At 45.3% G+C, this 18,524-nt stretch carries 18 protein-coding genes and 1 riboswitch; of the genes, 5 read left to right on the top strand and 13 right to left on the bottom strand.

Translation table 11 applies throughout. The annotated features are described in order from the left end of the window. Positions 1–46: 46 nt before the first annotated feature. The gene (locus tag L0992_18615; GenBank protein XGB70034.1) at positions 47–475 is read right to left on the bottom strand and encodes a PACE efflux transporter; all 429 of its coding nucleotides are present in this window, start codon (positions 473–475) and stop codon (positions 47–49) included. Positions 476–614: 139 nt separating this feature from the next. Between L0992_18615 and L0992_18620 the strand changes: the two genes are divergently transcribed. Then, entirely contained in the window at positions 615–1,517 is a 903-nt protein-coding gene (locus L0992_18620) for a LysR family transcriptional regulator (protein ID XGB70035.1), read from the top strand. Between the two features lie 382 nt (positions 1,518–1,899). Then, positions 1,900–2,244 carry a thiamine-phosphate diphosphorylase gene (locus L0992_18625; GenBank protein ID XGB70381.1) on the top strand — a complete coding sequence of 115 codons (345 nt, stop codon included), beginning with the start codon at positions 1,900–1,902 and terminating at the stop codon, positions 2,242–2,244. A gap of 100 nt (positions 2,245–2,344) precedes the next feature. Here L0992_18625 and thiE read toward each other — a convergent pair whose 3' ends face one another. Continuing rightward, positions 2,345–2,962, bottom strand: coding sequence for a thiamine phosphate synthase (gene thiE, locus L0992_18630; GenBank protein ID XGB70036.1), 618 nt, complete (start codon positions 2,960–2,962; stop codon positions 2,345–2,347). Positions 2,963–3,223: 261 nt separating this feature from the next. Here thiE and L0992_18635 point away from each other — a divergent pair, with 261 nt between their 5' ends. After that, positions 3,224–5,167, top strand: coding sequence for a methyl-accepting chemotaxis protein (locus L0992_18635; protein XGB70037.1), 1,944 nt, complete (start codon positions 3,224–3,226; stop codon positions 5,165–5,167). Between the two features lie 136 nt (positions 5,168–5,303). On the opposite strand, the gene thiM is transcribed toward L0992_18635, so the two are convergent. From thiM to L0992_18690, 11 genes are all read right to left on the bottom strand, one after another. After that, positions 5,304–6,089, bottom strand: a complete 786-nt coding sequence (thiM, locus tag L0992_18640; protein XGB70038.1) for a hydroxyethylthiazole kinase — start codon at positions 6,087–6,089, stop codon at positions 5,304–5,306. Positions 6,090–6,118: 29 nt separating this feature from the next. Further along, complete coding sequence (gene tenA, locus L0992_18645) at positions 6,119–6,799, bottom strand: thiaminase II (GenBank protein XGB70039.1); 681 nt, start codon at positions 6,797–6,799, stop codon at positions 6,119–6,121. Between the two features lie 8 nt (positions 6,800–6,807). Further along, positions 6,808–7,764, bottom strand: a complete 957-nt coding sequence (locus L0992_18650; protein XGB70040.1) for an ABC transporter substrate-binding protein — start codon at positions 7,762–7,764, stop codon at positions 6,808–6,810. A 120-nt stretch (positions 7,765–7,884) separates the two neighbouring features. After that, positions 7,885–8,700, bottom strand: a complete 816-nt coding sequence (locus L0992_18655; GenBank protein XGB70041.1) for an ABC transporter permease — start codon at positions 8,698–8,700, stop codon at positions 7,885–7,887. Then, positions 8,693–9,472 carry an ABC transporter ATP-binding protein gene (locus L0992_18660; GenBank protein XGB70042.1) on the bottom strand — a complete coding sequence of 260 codons (780 nt, stop codon included), beginning with the start codon at positions 9,470–9,472 and terminating at the stop codon, positions 8,693–8,695. Before L0992_18660 ends, L0992_18655 begins: the two co-directional genes overlap by 8 nt. After that, positions 9,462–10,346, bottom strand: a complete 885-nt coding sequence (gene thiD, locus L0992_18665) for a bifunctional hydroxymethylpyrimidine kinase/phosphomethylpyrimidine kinase (protein ID XGB70043.1) — start codon at positions 10,344–10,346, stop codon at positions 9,462–9,464. Before thiD ends, L0992_18660 begins: the two co-directional genes overlap by 11 nt. 98 nt (positions 10,347–10,444) lie before the next feature. Continuing rightward, positions 10,445–10,556, bottom strand: a riboswitch (TPP riboswitch). Between the two features lie 98 nt (positions 10,557–10,654). Then, positions 10,655–11,572, bottom strand: a complete 918-nt coding sequence (locus L0992_18670) for an EamA family transporter (GenBank protein ID XGB70044.1) — start codon at positions 11,570–11,572, stop codon at positions 10,655–10,657. A gap of 77 nt (positions 11,573–11,649) precedes the next feature. Then, positions 11,650–12,390 carry an AraC family transcriptional regulator gene (locus tag L0992_18675; protein ID XGB70045.1) on the bottom strand — a complete coding sequence of 247 codons (741 nt, stop codon included), beginning with the start codon at positions 12,388–12,390 and terminating at the stop codon, positions 11,650–11,652. A gap of 173 nt (positions 12,391–12,563) precedes the next feature. Then, positions 12,564–13,592 (bottom strand): DUF4382 domain-containing protein, encoded by a 1,029-nt coding sequence (locus L0992_18680; protein ID XGB70046.1) that lies wholly within the window; start codon positions 13,590–13,592, stop codon positions 12,564–12,566. A 421-nt stretch (positions 13,593–14,013) separates the two neighbouring features. Next, entirely contained in the window at positions 14,014–14,265 is a 252-nt protein-coding gene (locus L0992_18685; GenBank protein ID XGB70047.1) for a DUF2999 domain-containing protein, read from the bottom strand. A 107-nt stretch (positions 14,266–14,372) separates the two neighbouring features. After that, positions 14,373–15,470: a YdcF family protein gene (locus tag L0992_18690; GenBank protein XGB70048.1), complete on the bottom strand. Its 1,098-nt coding sequence runs from the start codon at positions 15,468–15,470 to the stop codon at positions 14,373–14,375. A gap of 495 nt (positions 15,471–15,965) precedes the next feature. Between L0992_18690 and L0992_18695 the strand changes: the two genes are divergently transcribed. Next, on the top strand, positions 15,966–16,640 hold the full coding sequence (locus tag L0992_18695; protein ID XGB70049.1) for a glutathione S-transferase family protein: 675 nt from the start codon (positions 15,966–15,968) through the stop codon (positions 16,638–16,640). Between the two features lie 332 nt (positions 16,641–16,972). Beyond that, a complete protein-coding gene (locus L0992_18700; GenBank protein XGB70050.1) occupies positions 16,973–18,517 on the top strand; it encodes an inorganic diphosphatase in 1,545 nt (514 codons plus the stop codon). The last annotated feature ends 7 nt before the right edge of the window (positions 18,518–18,524 follow it).

Here is an 18,524-nt window from a genome sequence, read left to right on the forward strand (position 1 = left end):
TAAACAATCGGTTAGTAGCCAAACTAGCGTCTACTAACTTGGCAGGTTACTGAACTGCCAGATCCGTTCTGCGCACCCAGAATGCTCGAACATGATCGTAAATAAGGTTGAATACAAACGCGTAAATGGTAATAAAAATGGTCACGCCGATATCCATTAAGAACGCCTGCCATATACCCACGTTAAGCAGGTAAGCCATCACAGGGATAGTCGCTATCAACAGACCAGCTTCGAACAGCACCACGTGAAAAATACGCAATTTCAGCGAACGCTTAGATTTTTCACCCGTGAAGTAGCGATCAAAAATGCGATTGAAACAGTAGTTCCACATCATCGCGATGGTCGCGACAACTATCATGGTTCCTGATAAGGCATTCACATCGTGATCGGTAAATATCGCCAAACCGACAATTGAAAGCGTTACGGCCAAAACTTCGAATAACACTGAGTGGAACAACCTTTCTAACGTACTCATACATTCCTCTAAATAATCTAGTATGTGTTGGATTAGCTAGGATTATGTCATCAGAAATAATAAGAGAAAGTTAACAGCCATCACGAATAGTGATAGCCTAAACGTTATCACCCCAATTTGGTCTTGAGCGAGAGATAGCATGTACAGCTTTGAGCAACTAAAAGTCTTCGTCACTGTGTGTGAAACTGGCTCTTTTTCGGCGGCGGCACGCAAGCTGAAACACGCTCAATCCGGCGTCAGCCAGTCGATCACCAATCTAGAAATTGCCATCGACCAAGAGCTGTTTAACCGAGAGAAAAACATCCCCGTTTTGACCAACACAGGTAAAGCGTTATTGCCTGTCGCCAAGTCGATTCTCGATCAACAAAAGTATTTCGATCAGAAAGTAGAATCACTAACACAAGAAGATGAGCACGAACTGATCATTGCTGTGGATGAGAGCATCATTGATAAGAACTTCATCAAGATAATCAGCTCACTAGCGGATCAATTTCCAATCACGCACTTCGATATTATTACGACCTCAACCTTCGATGTGGAAGACCTAGTCAGACGCGGCAAAGCGCAAATAGGCATCATCTATGCGGATGGTGAACTGAAGGTAGATATGGACTTTTTCTTACTTGGCCAAGCACGCTTTCTCACTGTCAGTTCCGCCACACACGAGCTCAGCCAAATGCCTGTGGTGCAAGATTCCGACTTAAAACGCTATCGCCAATGCGTGCATCGCAGCTCAAAGCAACGAGAGCTGTGGTTTACTTACGGAATTAGCTCAATGCTTTGGTATGCCAATAATCATAGAACCATCATCGAATTGGTCGAACAAAACGTTGGTTGGGCAAATGTGCCTGAAATGATGGTAATGGAAGGCATTCAGAAAGGTGACTTGGTTGCTCTGCCCGTGGCGCACGAGCATGGTGGTTGGATAACCCCTGTCGGTTGTTTGGTATCACGAAGCCACATTAACGGACCAGTGCTAATCAGTTTGATTGAGAAATTAGAAGGGTATTCACTGCAATACAATCAATGGCAGGCAAACTAGCTCAACACTACATTGCAATATCGGTAGTGCGTTTCTCCGTACTACCGCATTTCTACACGTTTCACCGATAAATATCTTTGTCGTCTGGATAAAACACCCTAGTTGATGTCCCAAAGTGACCTAACTACACTGCGATCCCAACGGGTTTGTCTTTTCAAACGAATTTAGGCAGACCCAAATCGCTCTTTAACACCACTGACCTAACTTCAAATCTCCCACATGAGTGTTCTGCATCGCAGCCGCTTATGACAGCTTCAAATAGATCACTTTTTGAATTTAATTCACCCCAGTTTATGAGCCCTCTTTGAGAGCTTTTCTATATCTAAATGAACCTTTTGGAAAATTTGTCGTGAACGTTTTAAGAAATATTTGCCCTGAGAAAATGGGTAAAGAGCGTAACAAACGAGAGTATGATTTACGCGTACTTAATTGTGTCAGTGAAAGCGAATATGAATCGCGTATGGCTGTTTGGAATAGCCTAGCGTTAACTGCTACTCCGTCTGCTTCGGAAACAAAAGGCTTCATCGATGAGTCTTTCAACAAGCTTCAGCAAGACCTGAAAGACGCTAGCCGTGAGTTATCGATTAACTACACCGACTTCATCGCAATGGCGCACGAAGAGATCAACTACATTAGGATTTTCGTTGCTGATAAAACTGCGCAATACGGCTGGTACGCTGCGATCGTTCTTATGATCATCGGCACCGTTGCTTTGTGTATTCAGTAAGTTAAAACACACCTTTACTGGCTACTACATCGAGCGCTTTAATGCGCTCTAACTAGAAAACAAATGACGAGTCTCATTTGTTTTCTAGTCTATTACCCCTTCACTCTCCCATTAGGGACAGCAAATCCTGCGTCGCTTGTTTCGGATCTTCTGCATGACATATCGCAGATACCAATGCCAATCCATGAATGCCCGTTTCAGTCAGCTGAGGGATGTTCGATTCGTTAATACCGCCAATCCCCACAATCGGCAGTTTGGTCGTTTCTAACGCCATTTGAATGCCTTCGTAACCCCAATGTTTCTTAAGGTTTGTCTTGGTCGGTGTCGCAAACAGCGCACTAAGGCCTATGTAATCAATCGGCAAGCTATCGGCTTCTTGTAGCTGCTGCTCCGTCTCAATCGACAAACCAAGAATCTTATCCGCGCCAATCAGCTTACGTGCTAACGCGGCAGGCATATCCGATTGCCCCAAGTGCAAACCATCGGCATCAACCGCCAATGCCACATCGACTCGATCATTAATGATCAAGGGCACACCCGTTCCAGCTAAAATCGATTTAACGGCCTCTGCACGCTCAATGAACGCTCTTACGTCCCCATGTTTTTCTCTTACTTGAACCATAGTGACGCCACCTGCAACCGCTTGTTCCACCACGAACTTAAGCGTTTCTAAATCTTGTTGGTCGTCTGTCACCAGATAAAGTTTATAAGGGTTCATCGCGTACCTTTGAAGTCGATTTCTAAAATTGATTTTCTGCCATTTTACCGACAAATCACATCCTATGCATGGAAGTTAGCACTTAATTCCTTAAGTGAGGCGGGGGAATTCAAATACGCAACTCGTTGAAAGCATATCGAAAAACCTGATTTTTTTAACAAAAGCGTTACTTATTACACAAACTACTCGCTTTAGCATGCCCAGAATGCTGTTTTATGAAATACTCCCCTATGAAGGAATCAGGTAAATATAGGGATAGTTATGCGCCACCTTTCTATAGCGCTCAAGATCAAGCTGGGATATGCCATCTGCTTGCTCTTTTTCGTCATTTCAGGCCTTGTGAGTTACAAAGGTATTCAAACCTTGTCGAACGGCTTTAGTCAGTACAGTGAACTCAGCCACAAGGCGACATTATCAGGCAACATTCAAGTGCACTTTCTTCAGATGCGTTTAGCCTCCGAACGTTACTTAGAGTCATTGGATGATCAATATGAAGCGAATTATCAATCGAGCAAACTTGCGATTGATGAACTGCTGAACAACTTAATACGAACCACCACCAATACTGATAGCTTGTCGAGCCTGCAATTAGTGCAAGACAGCGTCGCGGCGTTTGATGCGGCTTATGGTTCAATGAAACAGAGCCAACTGCTCATTGACCAGTTAGTTAACGTGGAAATGGTCACACGCGAAACCAACGCACTAAAAGCTGCTCAGAGCTTGTTGTATGAGTCTTACAACAACAACGATCCAAACGCGAGCTTGTACGCGGGCATGTTGATGGAAAACTTCCTCGCCGCCAAGATCACTGTGCTGAGTTACTCAAACAACAACGACCTCAAAACCTATGAAGCCGGTAAAGACATTTTTGAATATGCTCTGCCAGGTATCGAAGGTGATATTGAATCTCTTAAATCATCCCCTTATCAAAGTGAACTGATTGAAGATTTCTCTAACCAACGTGAAGCGTACGCGAAAGGTTTTGAGCAAGTTCATCAACAGATGATTGAGAACACTCAAAGAACCGCTACCCTCGCCTCTATTGGTGATAGCTTGGCTATTTCGGTAGCCGATGCCCAGAGCATTCTCGAACAACAGAAACAAGCATTAACGCCAGAACTGCAAGCTAGTGAAAAGCGCTCGATTCAGATCATCATCTTGCTAACGGGCGTGGCTTTGGTTATTGGCATGACAAGTGCCGTGTTAGTGACTCGTTCTATTACCAAAGGCATCGCACAGGTTAAACAGATCACCAATGAGCTTTCTCAAGGTAACCTGAACGTTGAAGTAAACATTGAGAGCAAGAACGAGATTGGCGAACTGCTGACTAACATGGAGATCACCATTGAATCTCTGCGCGATATCGTAGGCCAAGTGAACCGCTCTAGTGTGCGTATTGGTGAGATGTCTGAATCACTTAACCAAGTGACCAATAACAGCTCGACCAACGCAACACAATTGAACAGTGAAATGATGAACATCTCATCCGCGGTTGACCAACTGGCTTCAAGCACATCAGAAATTGCTTCAAGTGCTAACCACGCCTCTCAAGTAGCGAACCAAGCGACCGAGAATGTCGCAATGGGTCTGAAAGAAGTAGATAAGACACTACATGAGATTGGCAGCGCCGATGAAAGCATGCAGGTCAGTAGCCAGAAAGTGACTGACCTACATAAAGAGTCGATGAACATTGGTGCCATTCTTGAAGTAATCAAGGGCGTTTCTGAGCAAACCAACCTGTTGGCATTGAATGCCGCGATTGAAGCTGCACGTGCCGGTGAGCAAGGTCGTGGATTTGCAGTAGTAGCGGATGAAGTAAGAACGCTCGCCAAGCGTACCCAAGATTCTGCTAGCCAGATTGATGAACTCATCACCTCGCTGCAGCGTGGCGCTAAAGATGCGTTAGAGTCGATCAAAGAGAGCCACAGCACGGTTTCCGATGCTTCAACTCAGGCACAGCAAGCTTCTCAGAACTTACATGTGATTAATCAACACATCCAAGATCTGAATCAGGCCAACAGCCAAATCGCAGTATCGGTTGATGAACAAGATCGTCTCACCAAATCACTCGGTGAAAATGCGCAAGGTGCCAATACCATCGCGCAAAGTAACCAAGAGTCAGTCAGCAGTATTTCAGGTGCAGCGAGCGACTTAACCGAAGTTGCTCACCACCTAGAGAGCCAAGTGAATCGATTTAGAACCTAGCAAGCTAGTCTATACACAGCTGGCACAGTTCCAAACCAATAATAAATAGCCCCCAGCACATAAGTGTCGGGGGCTTTTCTTTATCTAAAGAGGTTTAAGTTAGGCTGCTAACTTGTGGCTTAGAGTTAGATTAACCCTACTGAATCTTCAAACGTTGAATCAGAGTCTCTTCGTCTAACTGGTACAACTCATCCAGCAAGTTCATTTGTAGGCTACCCGGCCCGCGTGAGTTTTCAGCCGCGATTTCACCAACCACGCCCAATACCGCCGCTGCCGCCAAACCACTTTCATCACCCACAGCTGCAAACGCGCCCGTCAATGCGGTTAAGGTACAACCCATGCCGGTGACATACGGCATCATTGGGTGTCCATTGCTTAACGTCACCACGTTGTCTTTAGTGACAACGTAATCTGTCTCACCAGAAATCACCACATTCGCGCCGTATTCAGCCACTAAACATTGTGCAGCACCTAATGCAGCATCACTGCTATCTAGCGCATCAACGCCTTTGCTCTGCGCTTGCTCGCCCGCGAGTGCGATAATCTCAGACGCGTTACCACGAATGATCAACTTATCCGCTAAACGTGCGATTTCACGAGAAGTCTCGGTGCGCAGTGTACTTGCGCCACAACCCACAGGGTCAAGAACCACCACCTTGTTGTTCGCATTCGCTTGTTCAACAGCAAAACACATTCTTGGCGTCCAAACACTGTCGAGCGTGCCGATGTTGATCACCAAAGCGCCAGAAAAAGACATCATCTCTGCCAGCTCTTGCTGTGAGTGCGCCATGATAGGCGAAGCGCCAATCGCCAATAACGCATTGGCCGTGTTGTTCATCACGACGTAGTTGGTGATGTTCACAACCAACGGTTTTTGCTCTCGTACTGCGCGTAGCGATTGGATGATTTGTTCAGTTAGCATGGGTTAATCCTTATTCGTGAAAGTCGCTTTTAAGCCGCTGTCGAGTCATCAAGTGCATTCAGACCTTGCTGCCAGAAAGCCACTTCCATACGTGTTGCCGTTTTAAAGATATGAACGATGTTCTGACCGCGTTCGCTGTTAATATCAATTTCAGCCAGTAGCTGATTGAAATACTCAGCACCCGTTGCCACGCCAGACTGGAACTCTTCGCCACCGTAAAGCTGTAACCAGCTCGCGTATGGGTTACCTTCTAACACAGTATCGCTGCTTTCTAATAGCGCTTTACCAATCACGGCATAACCGATTGAACACGGAGCCAGTGCCGCATATAAGTCGACAAGATCACCCGTCATACCCGCATCAAGAACGTAGCGCGTGTAGGCAACAGTGCCGAAATCTTCAGGTTCGTTTTCCAAGTCAGATTCAGTTAAACCCCATTGACCACAGTAAGTCACATGGTGAGAGATTTCAGAATCTAGCAGCGCATGAACACTTGGCAGTGCACGACGCATATCAGCCAAGGTTTTCGCCTTGTAAATGGCCAATGCATAAGCACGAGCATACTGCTTCAAAAACAGAAAATCTTGCTTCAGGTAATGCAAAAAACACGGCTGAGCGAGGGTGCCGTTTGCCAGCGTTTTAACAAAATCATGCTCGGTGTAGTCTTGCCAATCTTGCTGACAGGCTTGGATTAAGTCTTGATATTTCATGAGATTCCTTAGTCAAAAGTCGGCACGTAATCAGCGGCTTTTGGTAGTGATTTGATAATGCCTTTGTCGAACATGAACTGCGCGTAATCGTCGTAACGCTTCATATCTACTGCAGAAGGGCGAAGTGCAAAACGAGTCAGTGTGTCGTTCCACGCGCGTTGGTTAAGTTCGTTGTTCAACGTATCTGGTGAATACGCCACAAACTCACTCCATGAATCTTGAGGGTGGTTCACGATGTAGGTGGTTGCTTGCTCAAGTGCTTTGTTGAATGCTTTGATTGCTTCGTCGTCGTGTTTCTTTGCATTCGCAACAAAGATCAGCTCGTCGTAAGCTGGCACGCCGTGCTCTTCAGGGAAGAACGCTTTGGCTTTAAAGCCTTCAAGCGCTAACTGGTTAGTTTCGAAGTTACGTAAGCCACCCCAAATTGCGTCTACCTTGCCCGATGCCAGTGAAGACGACAGTGCCCAACCCACATTGATGGTTTGCACATCAGTGAACTCAACGTTTTCTTGAGCTAACATGGTGCCGATCGTCGCTTCTTCGTTGCCCGCAATCGCAATACCAATCTTCTTACCTTTCAGATCCGCTAGCGAATCGTTCTTGCCGTTATCCAGCACCATTAGTGTGTTAAGTGGTGTAGCGATAAGGGTTGACGCACGAACGAGAGGCAAGCCTGCCGCCACATCCATGGTTAAACTTGGTTGGTAGGTGACGGCTAAGTCGACCTTCCCTGCTGCGACCAATTTTGCAGGTGTACTTGGGTCAGCTGGCTCTTGGATTTCGACCTCTAGGCCTTGGTCAGCAAAGTAACCACGTTCTTGAGCTATCACAATTGGGCCGTGGTTCGGGTTTACAAACCAATCCAACATCAGTGTCAGCTTTTTCTGTTCCGAATCCGCTAATGCGTGACCTGAAACGAGCGAAGCAAGCAGTGCCACTGCACCTACCAATTTGGTATTTTTCATAGTTAACCTTTCCTTTTGAATATTATTATTGTGTTTGTCGATCTAATTTTTAACGAGGTGTTGTTTAGATAAATAGCCTTGAGCGAAGCTTTATTAAACAAAGAGTTATTGAGCGAACCATCATTGATTCTCCCAAGGGATAGCTTTTTTAAGTAATTTGTCTGTGATGAAGTAGAGCGAGATAGACAGCACCGCCAAGATAAACAAGGCCGCAAACATCTCATCAATGATCATGCGCGCGTTGGCTTGCAGCATTAAGTAACCTAGCCCTTCACTCGAACCCACCCACTCGCCGACAACCGCGCCAATTGGGGCAATAACCACAGCGACACGAATGCCAGACGCCAATGTTGGCAGTGCAGCAGGCAATTGAATATGACGAAGCAGTTGCCATTTCGATGCGCCCATCGTCTTCGCGAGGTCAAGATAACCCGTCGGCGTATTACGTAAGCCGTCGTAGCAACAAGTCGTTACGGGGAAGAAGATTATGATTGCTGCCATCACCACTTTTGAAGCTATGCCGTAGCCAAGCCACAGCATCAGTACTGGTGCAATCGCGAAGACAGGAATCGCTTGGCTAGCAATCAAGATAGGCAACAGCCAGCGTTTCAATGGATCAAACATCAACATCTGCAAGGCGAAAAACAGCCCCATAGACAAACCCAGTAACAGCCCAAGTAAGATCTCTTGCGCAGTCACCCAAGTGTGTTTGAGTAACACATCGTAGCGTTCAATCAGCTTGAGGAAGACTTCCGCGGGAGCTGGCAGAATGAAACTTGGCATCTCGAAGATAACCACCACCATTTGCCATAAACCAAGAATCACAGCACTGCTGATAACCAAGCGCATAACGGGATTCATCTGGCGAGGATGTGTTGTGCTAGCTTGCGCGCTAGTAGAACGAGCTACAGCTTCACTTCGCGTTAGATCATTCATAATCACGCTCCAACTGATCTAAGATGGCTTGTTGCAGCTCAGCGCATTCCCCATCGAGTACTCGTGGCGTTGCCGTGAGAGGTACAGACAAGGAGTGAGCACTCGCCGGTGTGCCTTGCAACACATACAAGTTATCCGCCAAACGCACCGCTTCTTGTGGATCATGGGTAATCAACACAACAGTTTTATCTCTTAACAACTCACACGCTAATGTCTGTAACTTGTGTCTTGTTACCGCATCCAGCGCAGAGAAAGGCTCGTCCATCAGCACGACTGGCTTGTCTTGCATTAAGGTTCGAGCCAAAGCAACACGCTGACGCATACCACCAGACAATTGATCCGGCATAGTATCTGCGTAATCAGCCAGACCAACAGAAGTCAGTAGCTCTAACGCTTGGTGAGTTTGAGCTTGTTTATTGGATGCTTGGCTTTGATGCTTATCGGCGGAATTTTGAAAGCGATGGCTCAGACACACATTGTCGATAACCGACAACCACGGCAGTAATAAATCTTGCTGCGCCATGTATGCGATGCGATCGGTGAGAGGCAGTTCATCAGACGTTGCCAATGTGCCCTGCCATTCAACTTTGTCATCGAGTAAACCTGCTAGGTATCGCAATACCGTGGTTTTCCCGCAACCACTGCGACCAAGTAACACGGTCCACTTGCCTGCGCTTAAATTAAGTGACAGTCCCGACAGGGTCGCGCGCTCGCTATCTCGGTAACGCAGCGTCGCATTGCTAAGTTGAACACCAATCGTATTAACGGACATTACCGTGTCCAGCGAAGAAGTGGTTTACCGGGCCATGACCTTGACCGACTTTCAATTCGTCAGCATGGGCAATCGCGCGTGAAATGTATTGTTTACCTAGGTCGACAGCCTCTGGGAGCGTGTTGCCTTGAGCCAAGAAAGAAGCGATAGCAGAAGAGAGCGTACAACCCGTGCCATGAGTGTTTTTGGTAGGAAAACGCTTCGCGCTAATCAGAGCAGATGTGGTTGGTAGAATCAGTAAGTCGTTACTGTTTTCATCTTTCTCCAAGTGACCGCCTTTTAGCAGCACTGCTTTAGCACCTAAAGCGCGCAGGTCTTCAATCATATCCTGCATTTCCGCTTCGCTTTCAGGCACAGCTTTACCGGTAAGTGCTGCGCCTTCTGGCAAGTTAGGCGTAATGATGTCTGCGAGCGGAATCAGCTCTTGTTTTAACGTAGTGATAGCCGAGTTTTCTAGAAGAAGGTCGCCACTTGTCGCGACCATTACAGGGTCAATCACTAAGTGTTTTGGTTGGTATTGTTTGATCTTGTCAGCAACGACTCTGATGATTTGCGAGTCCGCCAACATACCGACTTTTACCGCCACGATATTCAGATCGGTGAACACCGCATCTAACTGGCTGGCAACATGCTCAAGTGGGATTGGAAAAATGGCAGAAACGCCTTGAGTGTTCTGGGAAGTGATAGCGGTAATTACCGAACAAGCGAAACTACCCGTTGCAGACATGGCTTTAATATCCGCTTGAATACCTGCGCCGCCGCCACTATCAGAACCCGCAATGGTCAAAACAATCGGAGTATTGATTGAAGAAGATTGGTTTTCTGGTGTTTGAGTGCTGCTAAGTGATACTTGAGAATTGGAATGCTGCGTCATGGTCGCTCCTACTGTCTAAAAGACGTAAGAGAACCGAACTTTGGCCGCAAAGAGAGTGTGGAGGTGAAACCAATGAGAGATCATTGTTGAACCACGTAGGCAAAGTAATCATAGTTCCCTACGCCAGTGTTAACTGAATCAGGTTCAACGGGTCTCGAATAACGATCTCAGCAAATACCAATTAAGGTAGATGCCCCCCGACTATTGATAACGATAGTAACAGCACTCTCGCAACTGAGATACTCATTTTATTCAATTATAAGAATCACGCATGAATTTAATTCAATTAATCTCGCTTTAACAAATACTTATAACGGCTTTTTAGTCGGTTGAGATTGGATGAATAAACACATCACTATCAATAACATACCTAGCCATCCAACCAATGGAATCAGCTCACCCACAATACACACGGCCAATACGGCGGCAACAACTGGCTCAAGCAAGGTAATCAAGTTTGCGCTACTTGCTGTGACATGGCGTAGCCCAAAACTGAACGCGATATAACCCAAACATTGAGGAAGTAACACCAAGTAACTCACCACTAAAATGTTGGTATTCGACGCGAACAGGTTATCCCCTGTGAACCACAGCGTTGGCAGTAATAACACCGCTCCTAATCCAAATATGCTGCCCATCGCCGCTTGCGACTTAATGCCTTCGTCTATCAAAGCTTTTGTCGCCCACGAATAAATGGCGTAACACAACCCAGCAACCAACCCTAGCCCAATGCCCAAAAGCTTTAGGTCATCGCCAGAATCACTCGTCGATGATGATTCTGAAAATACCAGTAACCCAATACCAACCACACCAATAGCAAAGCTCATGAGCCAACGCTTGTTGATATTATTCTTTTTGCTAATAAGACACTCTAGAAGTGCAGAAAAGAACGGCGCAGTAGCTATCGACACCACCGTACCCATTGCGACACCCGATAACTTCATTGAAGAGTAGAAAGCCAAAGGATAGATCGCTAAAGCCAGCGCACTCACCGCTAACAGCTTTTTGTTGAGCAAAAGCTTATCAAGTGAAGATAAGATCTTTCGATACGCCAAGGCCGCCTGTATTAAGCCGCCGACGCCCATTGAAAAAGCACCAATCGCTAATGGGCTGAGATCAGGCGCAAAGCTTGCGGCTGTACCTGTCGTGCCCCATAAAACAGATGCAAACACGATAGCTAAAGTGCCTGTTTGGAATTCGTTAACGCGATTGATGGCAAGATTCATTGCTATTACCTAGTCTATTTTCATTTCTGAAATAGATAATAGTGAACATACTTTGGTTTTAGTTTGCAGAAAGGACGCTATTCTTGTTTTGGAAGACTCTCTTTCATCGAACCCAAAAACGCCCTTGGGGACATCCCAAAGTGCTGAGAGAAGCGTCGACTGAAAGCAGACACATCACTATAGCCCACATTTTCAGCAATCAATTGAACGGGTAAATCGGTATGAGTTAACAAGGCTTGAGCTTTCTCCATACGATAGCGAGTGATGTATTTAAGCGCACTGATTCCAATACACTCTTTAAAGCGTTTCTTAAACTGAGTTGGGCTCAAACATGCCGTTTCTGCAAGCTGAGAAATAGAGAGAGGTTGGGCGTAATTATCCGCGATGAGCCTTTGCACCGCACGAATACGAGGGTCGATGCTCTTGCTTACTTCTTGTTGCTCTAATAGCAGTGAAAACACATCCAAGATTGACGATTCAATGCCACTGTCTACTTGATATTCCAGCTGCTTCTCAACGAACAGTAAGAAGCTCATCAAAGGTGGTGTTATCGTGAAAACCGAGAGCTCATGCTCTAACAAGTGCTGCGGTAACTCTGCCATATCTGCGACAATAAACCGCGCTGCTTCATCCGCCTTAAAGGCATGCGCTGTGGTGACCGGAATCACCACGCATTCACCTACGGCCACTTTGCCGACATATCCAACCATCTCAAGGTTGATACTCCCTTGGATCGGCAATACCAGTTGATGATGGTCATCATGAGCATGGGTATTAAATTGCTTGGTGTAAGATCGAATGCTTAAGCTAGATTTCATGAGCAACGCTGGAGTACATTTCGCTAGGTTAAAGTAATAGAGACAAAGTTACATTATCACTTTCCTAGAGTCACACTCAATGATCATCAAATTCATGTTAATTAAGTGACATGATCAAAAACAGCCTCCAAATAAGAGGCCGTTTTAATTAAAAAGCATAATTCACATCAAGGTTAGAATGACACTTGGCTGTCTTGACCTACGGTGACTTGCACGCCATTCTGAGCTTCGTATATTGCGAACCCAGCAGCTAATGGTGCTACATTGTCTTCATCACTGTCATGCTGCGCGGTACAAGTATAGCCTAATGAGTAAGTACCAGGGTCGATGAAACCTAAAGAGAATTCAAAATTGGTTTGATCTTCTCCAAGTACAACCGAAGCTGAAGTGATCGGTTTTACATCCTCGCTGCCGCCAATCGGAGCCATGTCATCTTTGTCGACATTACCTTCATACAAGTAGACTGACTGAACAAAGCTATTATCAGTTGTAACCCTACAAGCGTCAAAAGTCTGCTTTGCAACAGTACCTTCAATGTTTCCTGTCTCAACCGTATTGATAAGGCTTACAGACGTTCTTTGAATAGTGTAATCAGGATATGTCGAACTGTTCTTTAGGCCACGTCGAAGATCGAACTCGACAACAAAATCGTTACTCTGCTGGTTCACATTGAATGAGTTATTAAAGTACAGCACGCCAGCGTTATCTTCTTTACCCACACCTTGCGGACACGCGCCTTCGCCTTTCACCGTTAACTCACGATTCGTATCATCATTTTCTACCACGTAAGATGGATCTGTTGGGTGATCGCCATCATTCGCAAACACACACAACTTATAGCTGCCTACCGGAATAATCTCATTTTCAATCAAAGGAAGCGCATCGCTACCTTGGTAATCCAACAAATTCACACTTAATGGAATAGGATCCGCACCATCGGGTAATGGATCGCCATTTTCATCAACGTAATCGCCGTTTTCGTCCGTTTTATACACATCATAAATCAGTGGCGAACCTCCCCCTTGAGGAAGTAAAGCCACCTTGCTGAATGTCACCGTCACATCTTTAACATCATCGACGGGCGCATCACTCACGCTCAAGGTAATGGGTGTCGTACTGCTTGATGATCCAGAATCGCCACCACAGCCGACAAGACCAGCTAGCACAAGGCTCGCTAAAGCCGTTTCCTTTAAATACTTCATAACTCATTCCTATAAAATCACTGCTCAATAAAGGGCTTAGTTTGTTGCCCTCTTATTCTTTTCCTTAATGTGGCTCATAGAAGAACAGCGCTTATACCAAAATCGGTTACCCCTATTATTTAGGGATTTCTCCATCCAAAAACTCTGTTCATCAAGGTGCACATATCAGGTCGCACATAGGTTAATTAAGTCTAGTAAGTAAATTGTCAATAGTCGCACGTGTTTGGCAAGATTGCTGTCAATTTTGTTGAAATAGTCGGTGTGTATGGAGTCAGATAGGGTAATTGAAAGCAACTCAATCAAAGTCCCAAATTGCCACCAAGATCAAAAAAGGCCGTTAAGACAGCCTATTGCTGAACTTAAACGACCTTTTTATTGAATGTTGATTAAGCTAATTCGATATTAGCTCATTCAAACTCTCTTATTTTTGAAGTTGCTCTTTAGCGGCTTCAACCTTAGAAAAATCTAAGCCAAGTTCTTCAACTGCTTCTTTGATTAGCGCAGGGTTTTGCATTACCTGGCCCATCAGCATTTGAAGTTTATCTTGTGGTAAACCAAGTTGGCTGATCGTCGCCATTGCTGCAAGAGGGTTCTCGGTCAACGTTTTGAATAGCTCGCTGATCTGCTCGTCGCTAATATTGTTCTCTTTCAACATTGCTAAAATCGGGTTCATTTTTTTGCCTTTGAAACACTAAATTAAGTAGGAGCACAGCATACCATCTAGCTGTGCTCGATTGTACTAGCAACTTATACTTTACCTACTGTGAAGTAACGCTAAGCCTAGCGAGACTCTAATGGGTAAGAGCGGTAGCTCCACATCCCATACGTTCTAAGAGCATCACGGTAGATACCTAGTAACTCGCTATCACTCGCCTTCTTAAGATCTTCTAGCGGCTTATCTGGGTAAGAAACCGTATCGAAGGTAATGCCCTGAGGGCCAGTTTGCCAGCTAGCAATTTCAAACAGAGTTTGACCACGACGAACATGGCTTGCCGAGCTGATAATGGTCGCGTGTTTAATATCATGACGAGCAAGCGCGTAGCTACTGAACAAGGCATTGCCTACCGTGCTGGTCGCGTAGTTCTCTTCGATGATGCGATCTTTGCTTACCCCTTTCTCGATAAGCCAATCTGCCATTAACTTACCTTCAGTCTTGTGGTTCTTCGGCACACCACCCGTTAACACGATCATCGCATCAGGGTTCGCTTTAGCCATCGCCAATGTTGTCTCAAGACGCTCAATCAAAATTTGATGCATAGAGCCGTCTGGATTAAGCGCGTAACCCAAAGTAACGATCGCGCCATGATCATCAAGCAAGCCTTTATCCGCAGACTCTTTAAGCGGTGTTTCTAACACGCGGTCTACCGTAGCAAAAATGCGTTTGATGTCTTCTGCTTTGCCTTTGTTCAGGCTTTCCAGTTTCTCCATATGCTTGTTGGATTCACTTTCATTACCTTCAAATCGCTGCCAAACCGCAAGGTAAGCGTGAAGGTCAACATCATCTGGTGCAACCGTCAGCGCTTGCTCAAACAATTCAATCGCGCGCTCTGCGTTCTTGTTGTAGATCTGAGCGTTCGCAGCCGAGATCAACAAGTCAGTACGGTAAGGTTCTAACTGGTAAGCTTCTAACAATCGGTTAGTCACAATTTCCATGTTGCTTGGCATTTTAGCCGTGAAGCCCGCGTGAGAAATTCTTGCCGGAGACTTAAACGCCTGCAACGCATCAAGAAGTAATTGATCGACAACTTGTCGCTTAGTCACCAACTGCGCGTAATCCGCAGAAGCCTGTACTGCGCCATCGTTAGCTGCAAAAGAAAATGGAGCTGCGCCAAAAGCCAGCATGCCACCAAGAGCGAGGGCGATAATGTTCTTTTTCATGGAAAGATCCTGTGTCGTTAAGTGTTCACATCAGATTTGCTCCCCAATGTAAGTCTCTAAGATTAAAAAACCGTGAAGCACACCTTAATCTCTAACGTTTATATTCATTTGTTGCATAAGGTGTGGCAGCAGATCACGATTTTGAACTTACCAATAAGCCTGTGTATCCAGATAATTCTGGTTTGAAGCACTGCTCAGCAGTTATGTTGGAATATCTGACTGCAGATTCCATACACCCTATCCCGCCAAAAACCACCCATCAAAAATCCAAACCTCGCATAAAACAACGAATAAAGAAGCAGGTTTAAGCTCATTTTTTCAACGACTTGAATCCAACACACTGAATCGCTCGATGTTAACACTCGTTCAAATAACGAGGTCTTCAACACATAGATTTGGAATGCGAGTCTGCAGATTTTCAAATAATTCAAAATCAATTATTGAACGATCGTTCAAGCGGTGCTTTAATGAATTACCAATACAAGGAGTTACCCCATGCTTAAGTTCTATTTTCACCAAACACCAAACCCAATGAAGATCGCTCTGTTTCTAGAAGAGACAGGCCTAGATTTTGAACTTGTTCCTGTCGATACCTTAAAAGGCGAACAACACGCACCGGAATATCGCTTAATAAACCCGAACGGGAAAACACCTGCGATTGAAGACGAAGGACAACGCGTTTTCGATTCTAACGCTATCCTTCTGTACCTATCAGAGAAGACGGGCAAGCTAGGTGGGCAGCCAGAAGACAGAGCCGAACTGCTCTCTTGGATGATGTTTATCGCGAGTGGTCTTGGTCCTTATTCAGGTCAATCGGTACACTTCCGCCATGCTGCACCAGCAGGCTTAGATTACGCTGTGAACCGTTACCTACGTGAAGCACAACGTCACTACGAAGTGTTAGAGAAGCATATGGAAGGTCGTGAATTTATCGTCGGAAATGAGTACACGATTGTCGATGTCGCCGCGTGGGGTTGGATTGATAAAGCACCTTTCGTGCTTGGTGAAGAAGGCTTAGAACCTTACCCGAACTTGAAGCGTTGGTTTAACGCCATCAACACTCGCCCAGCCGCACTTCGCGCTCGTGAAACCGGCAAAGACGTTGAATTTAAAACCGAACGTGATGAAGAAGCGAAGCGAGCACTGTTTCCTTCGAATTATGAGAAATAGAAAAATTGAAAGTTAACGCTCTACTGAGTGATAGCTAAAACTCAAATAGAAAGAGCCGTTAAAAGCGGCTCTTTATGTTCAAATCATATTGAAACGTCATGATTTTATAATCTACTTATCCAAAACACATTTCTGGACAAAACTGTTTCATGATCTTACCAAATTAGCACTTAACGGATTACCTGAGATATAGCAAAGCCTTTAGTCGGTAGGCCGAAATCAGTCGCCCATGACAGAACGAATGCAACATCTTCTTTATCAAAGTGAAATATTGATGTCATGATTGCATATTAATTTAGCGCATAATTTTTATTTCATATATAGAAGGACTTATGAAAAAGACTGGGATTTTTGCCACGATTGGCGCTCTGGCTATCTTCGCTTTACCCACTCACGCAAGCAATGTCTCTGAAGGCGATGTTATTAAGCTTGGTCTCCATGAGTTAAAACCAACTCAACCATCTGTGGGTTATGATCAAATTATGTACAAGCTGGGTCGTTACCAATTTGACCAAGAAAAGATGTTCGATGAAATCTGTGAAGCCAATGGCCAAAAAGGCATAGCGAGCATCAAAGACCAAGCACACCCGAATATTCCTTCGACTTTCACCTGTGAAATGGAAACAGGTGCACGTAAACAAGACATGAAGACAGTGGTTATCGCACCCAACGATGAATACTACCTGACTGACGGTCACCATACGTTCAATGTGTTCTACCGTATGTCGCAAGGTGGCGCATCATTCAATGTGAATGTGGTGGTTGATAAAGATTACCGCAACCTCAAAAACATGGATGCGTTCTGGAACCAAATGGTAAAAGACGGTAATACATGGCTGTTTGATAACAAAGGCGAAGCGATTAGCTATCAACAACTTCCAACCTCTCTTGGGCTAACCAACTTTGCTAACGATCAATATCGCTCACTGATGTACTTTTCTCGTGATGTGGGCTGGAACAAGCCAAATCAGCCAGTCCCATTCTTAGAGTTTTACTGGTCTAAAGAGGTACGTAAAGCGATTGATGCTGCAGACTTTGATCTAAATTCTACCGAAGGTTACGCAAAGGCAGTTAATGCGGTCAGCAACCATATCCTATCTATGGATACCAACAACGTTGGTGGCTCAAATCTTTCCGTTAAGCAGATGGGGCAGTTCAGCGCATATAACCAAAAAGGCTTCGATAAACTGTTCAAAGAGCGCGGTAAAGTTGACTATATGCTGCGTTACAAAACAACATCTACCGCCAATGGTTTAAGCTATGACTTAGCAGCGGCATCAGCTCCTGCATTAAAGCAATTAGACCAATTTACCCTTGAAGCAAACTCAAGCTTTAATGATTACTCAGCAGCTTCTGCTGATGGCATTGTCAATGCAATTGTAGAGATCCCAACAGGTACTTCCGCTAAGTGGGAACTTAGCAAAGACAATGACAAGCAAGTTATCTGGGAACACAAAAAAGGCGAACCACGCGTAGTTAATTACCTTGGGTATCCAGGTAACTACGGCTCTATCCCACGCACTGCACTTCCAAAAGAGTTTGGTGGTGATGGCGACCCGTTAGATGTGATTGTTCTTGGTCAGTCTGTACCACGTGGTGAAGTTGTTCCTGTACGCCTGATCGGTGTGATGAAAATGCTAGATGATGGCGAGCAAGACGACAAACTCGTTGCTGTTCTCACTAACGATTCACCATTTAAAGATATTGCTTCGCTAAACGAACTAAACGCTACCTACCCGGGCGTCCAAGACATCGTTGGTCTATGGTTTGAAAACTACAAAGGCCCAAGCGGTGGTATGGAACTACAAGGTTGGGGCGACGACGTGGAAGCCAACAAGATCCTTGATGCAGCAAGAAAACACTACGCTGTGAATTAATCTTCGG

Source organism: Vibrio pomeroyi, from assembly GCA_041879425.1.
Lineage (GTDB): Bacteria > Pseudomonadota > Gammaproteobacteria > Enterobacterales > Vibrionaceae > Vibrio > Vibrio pomeroyi_A.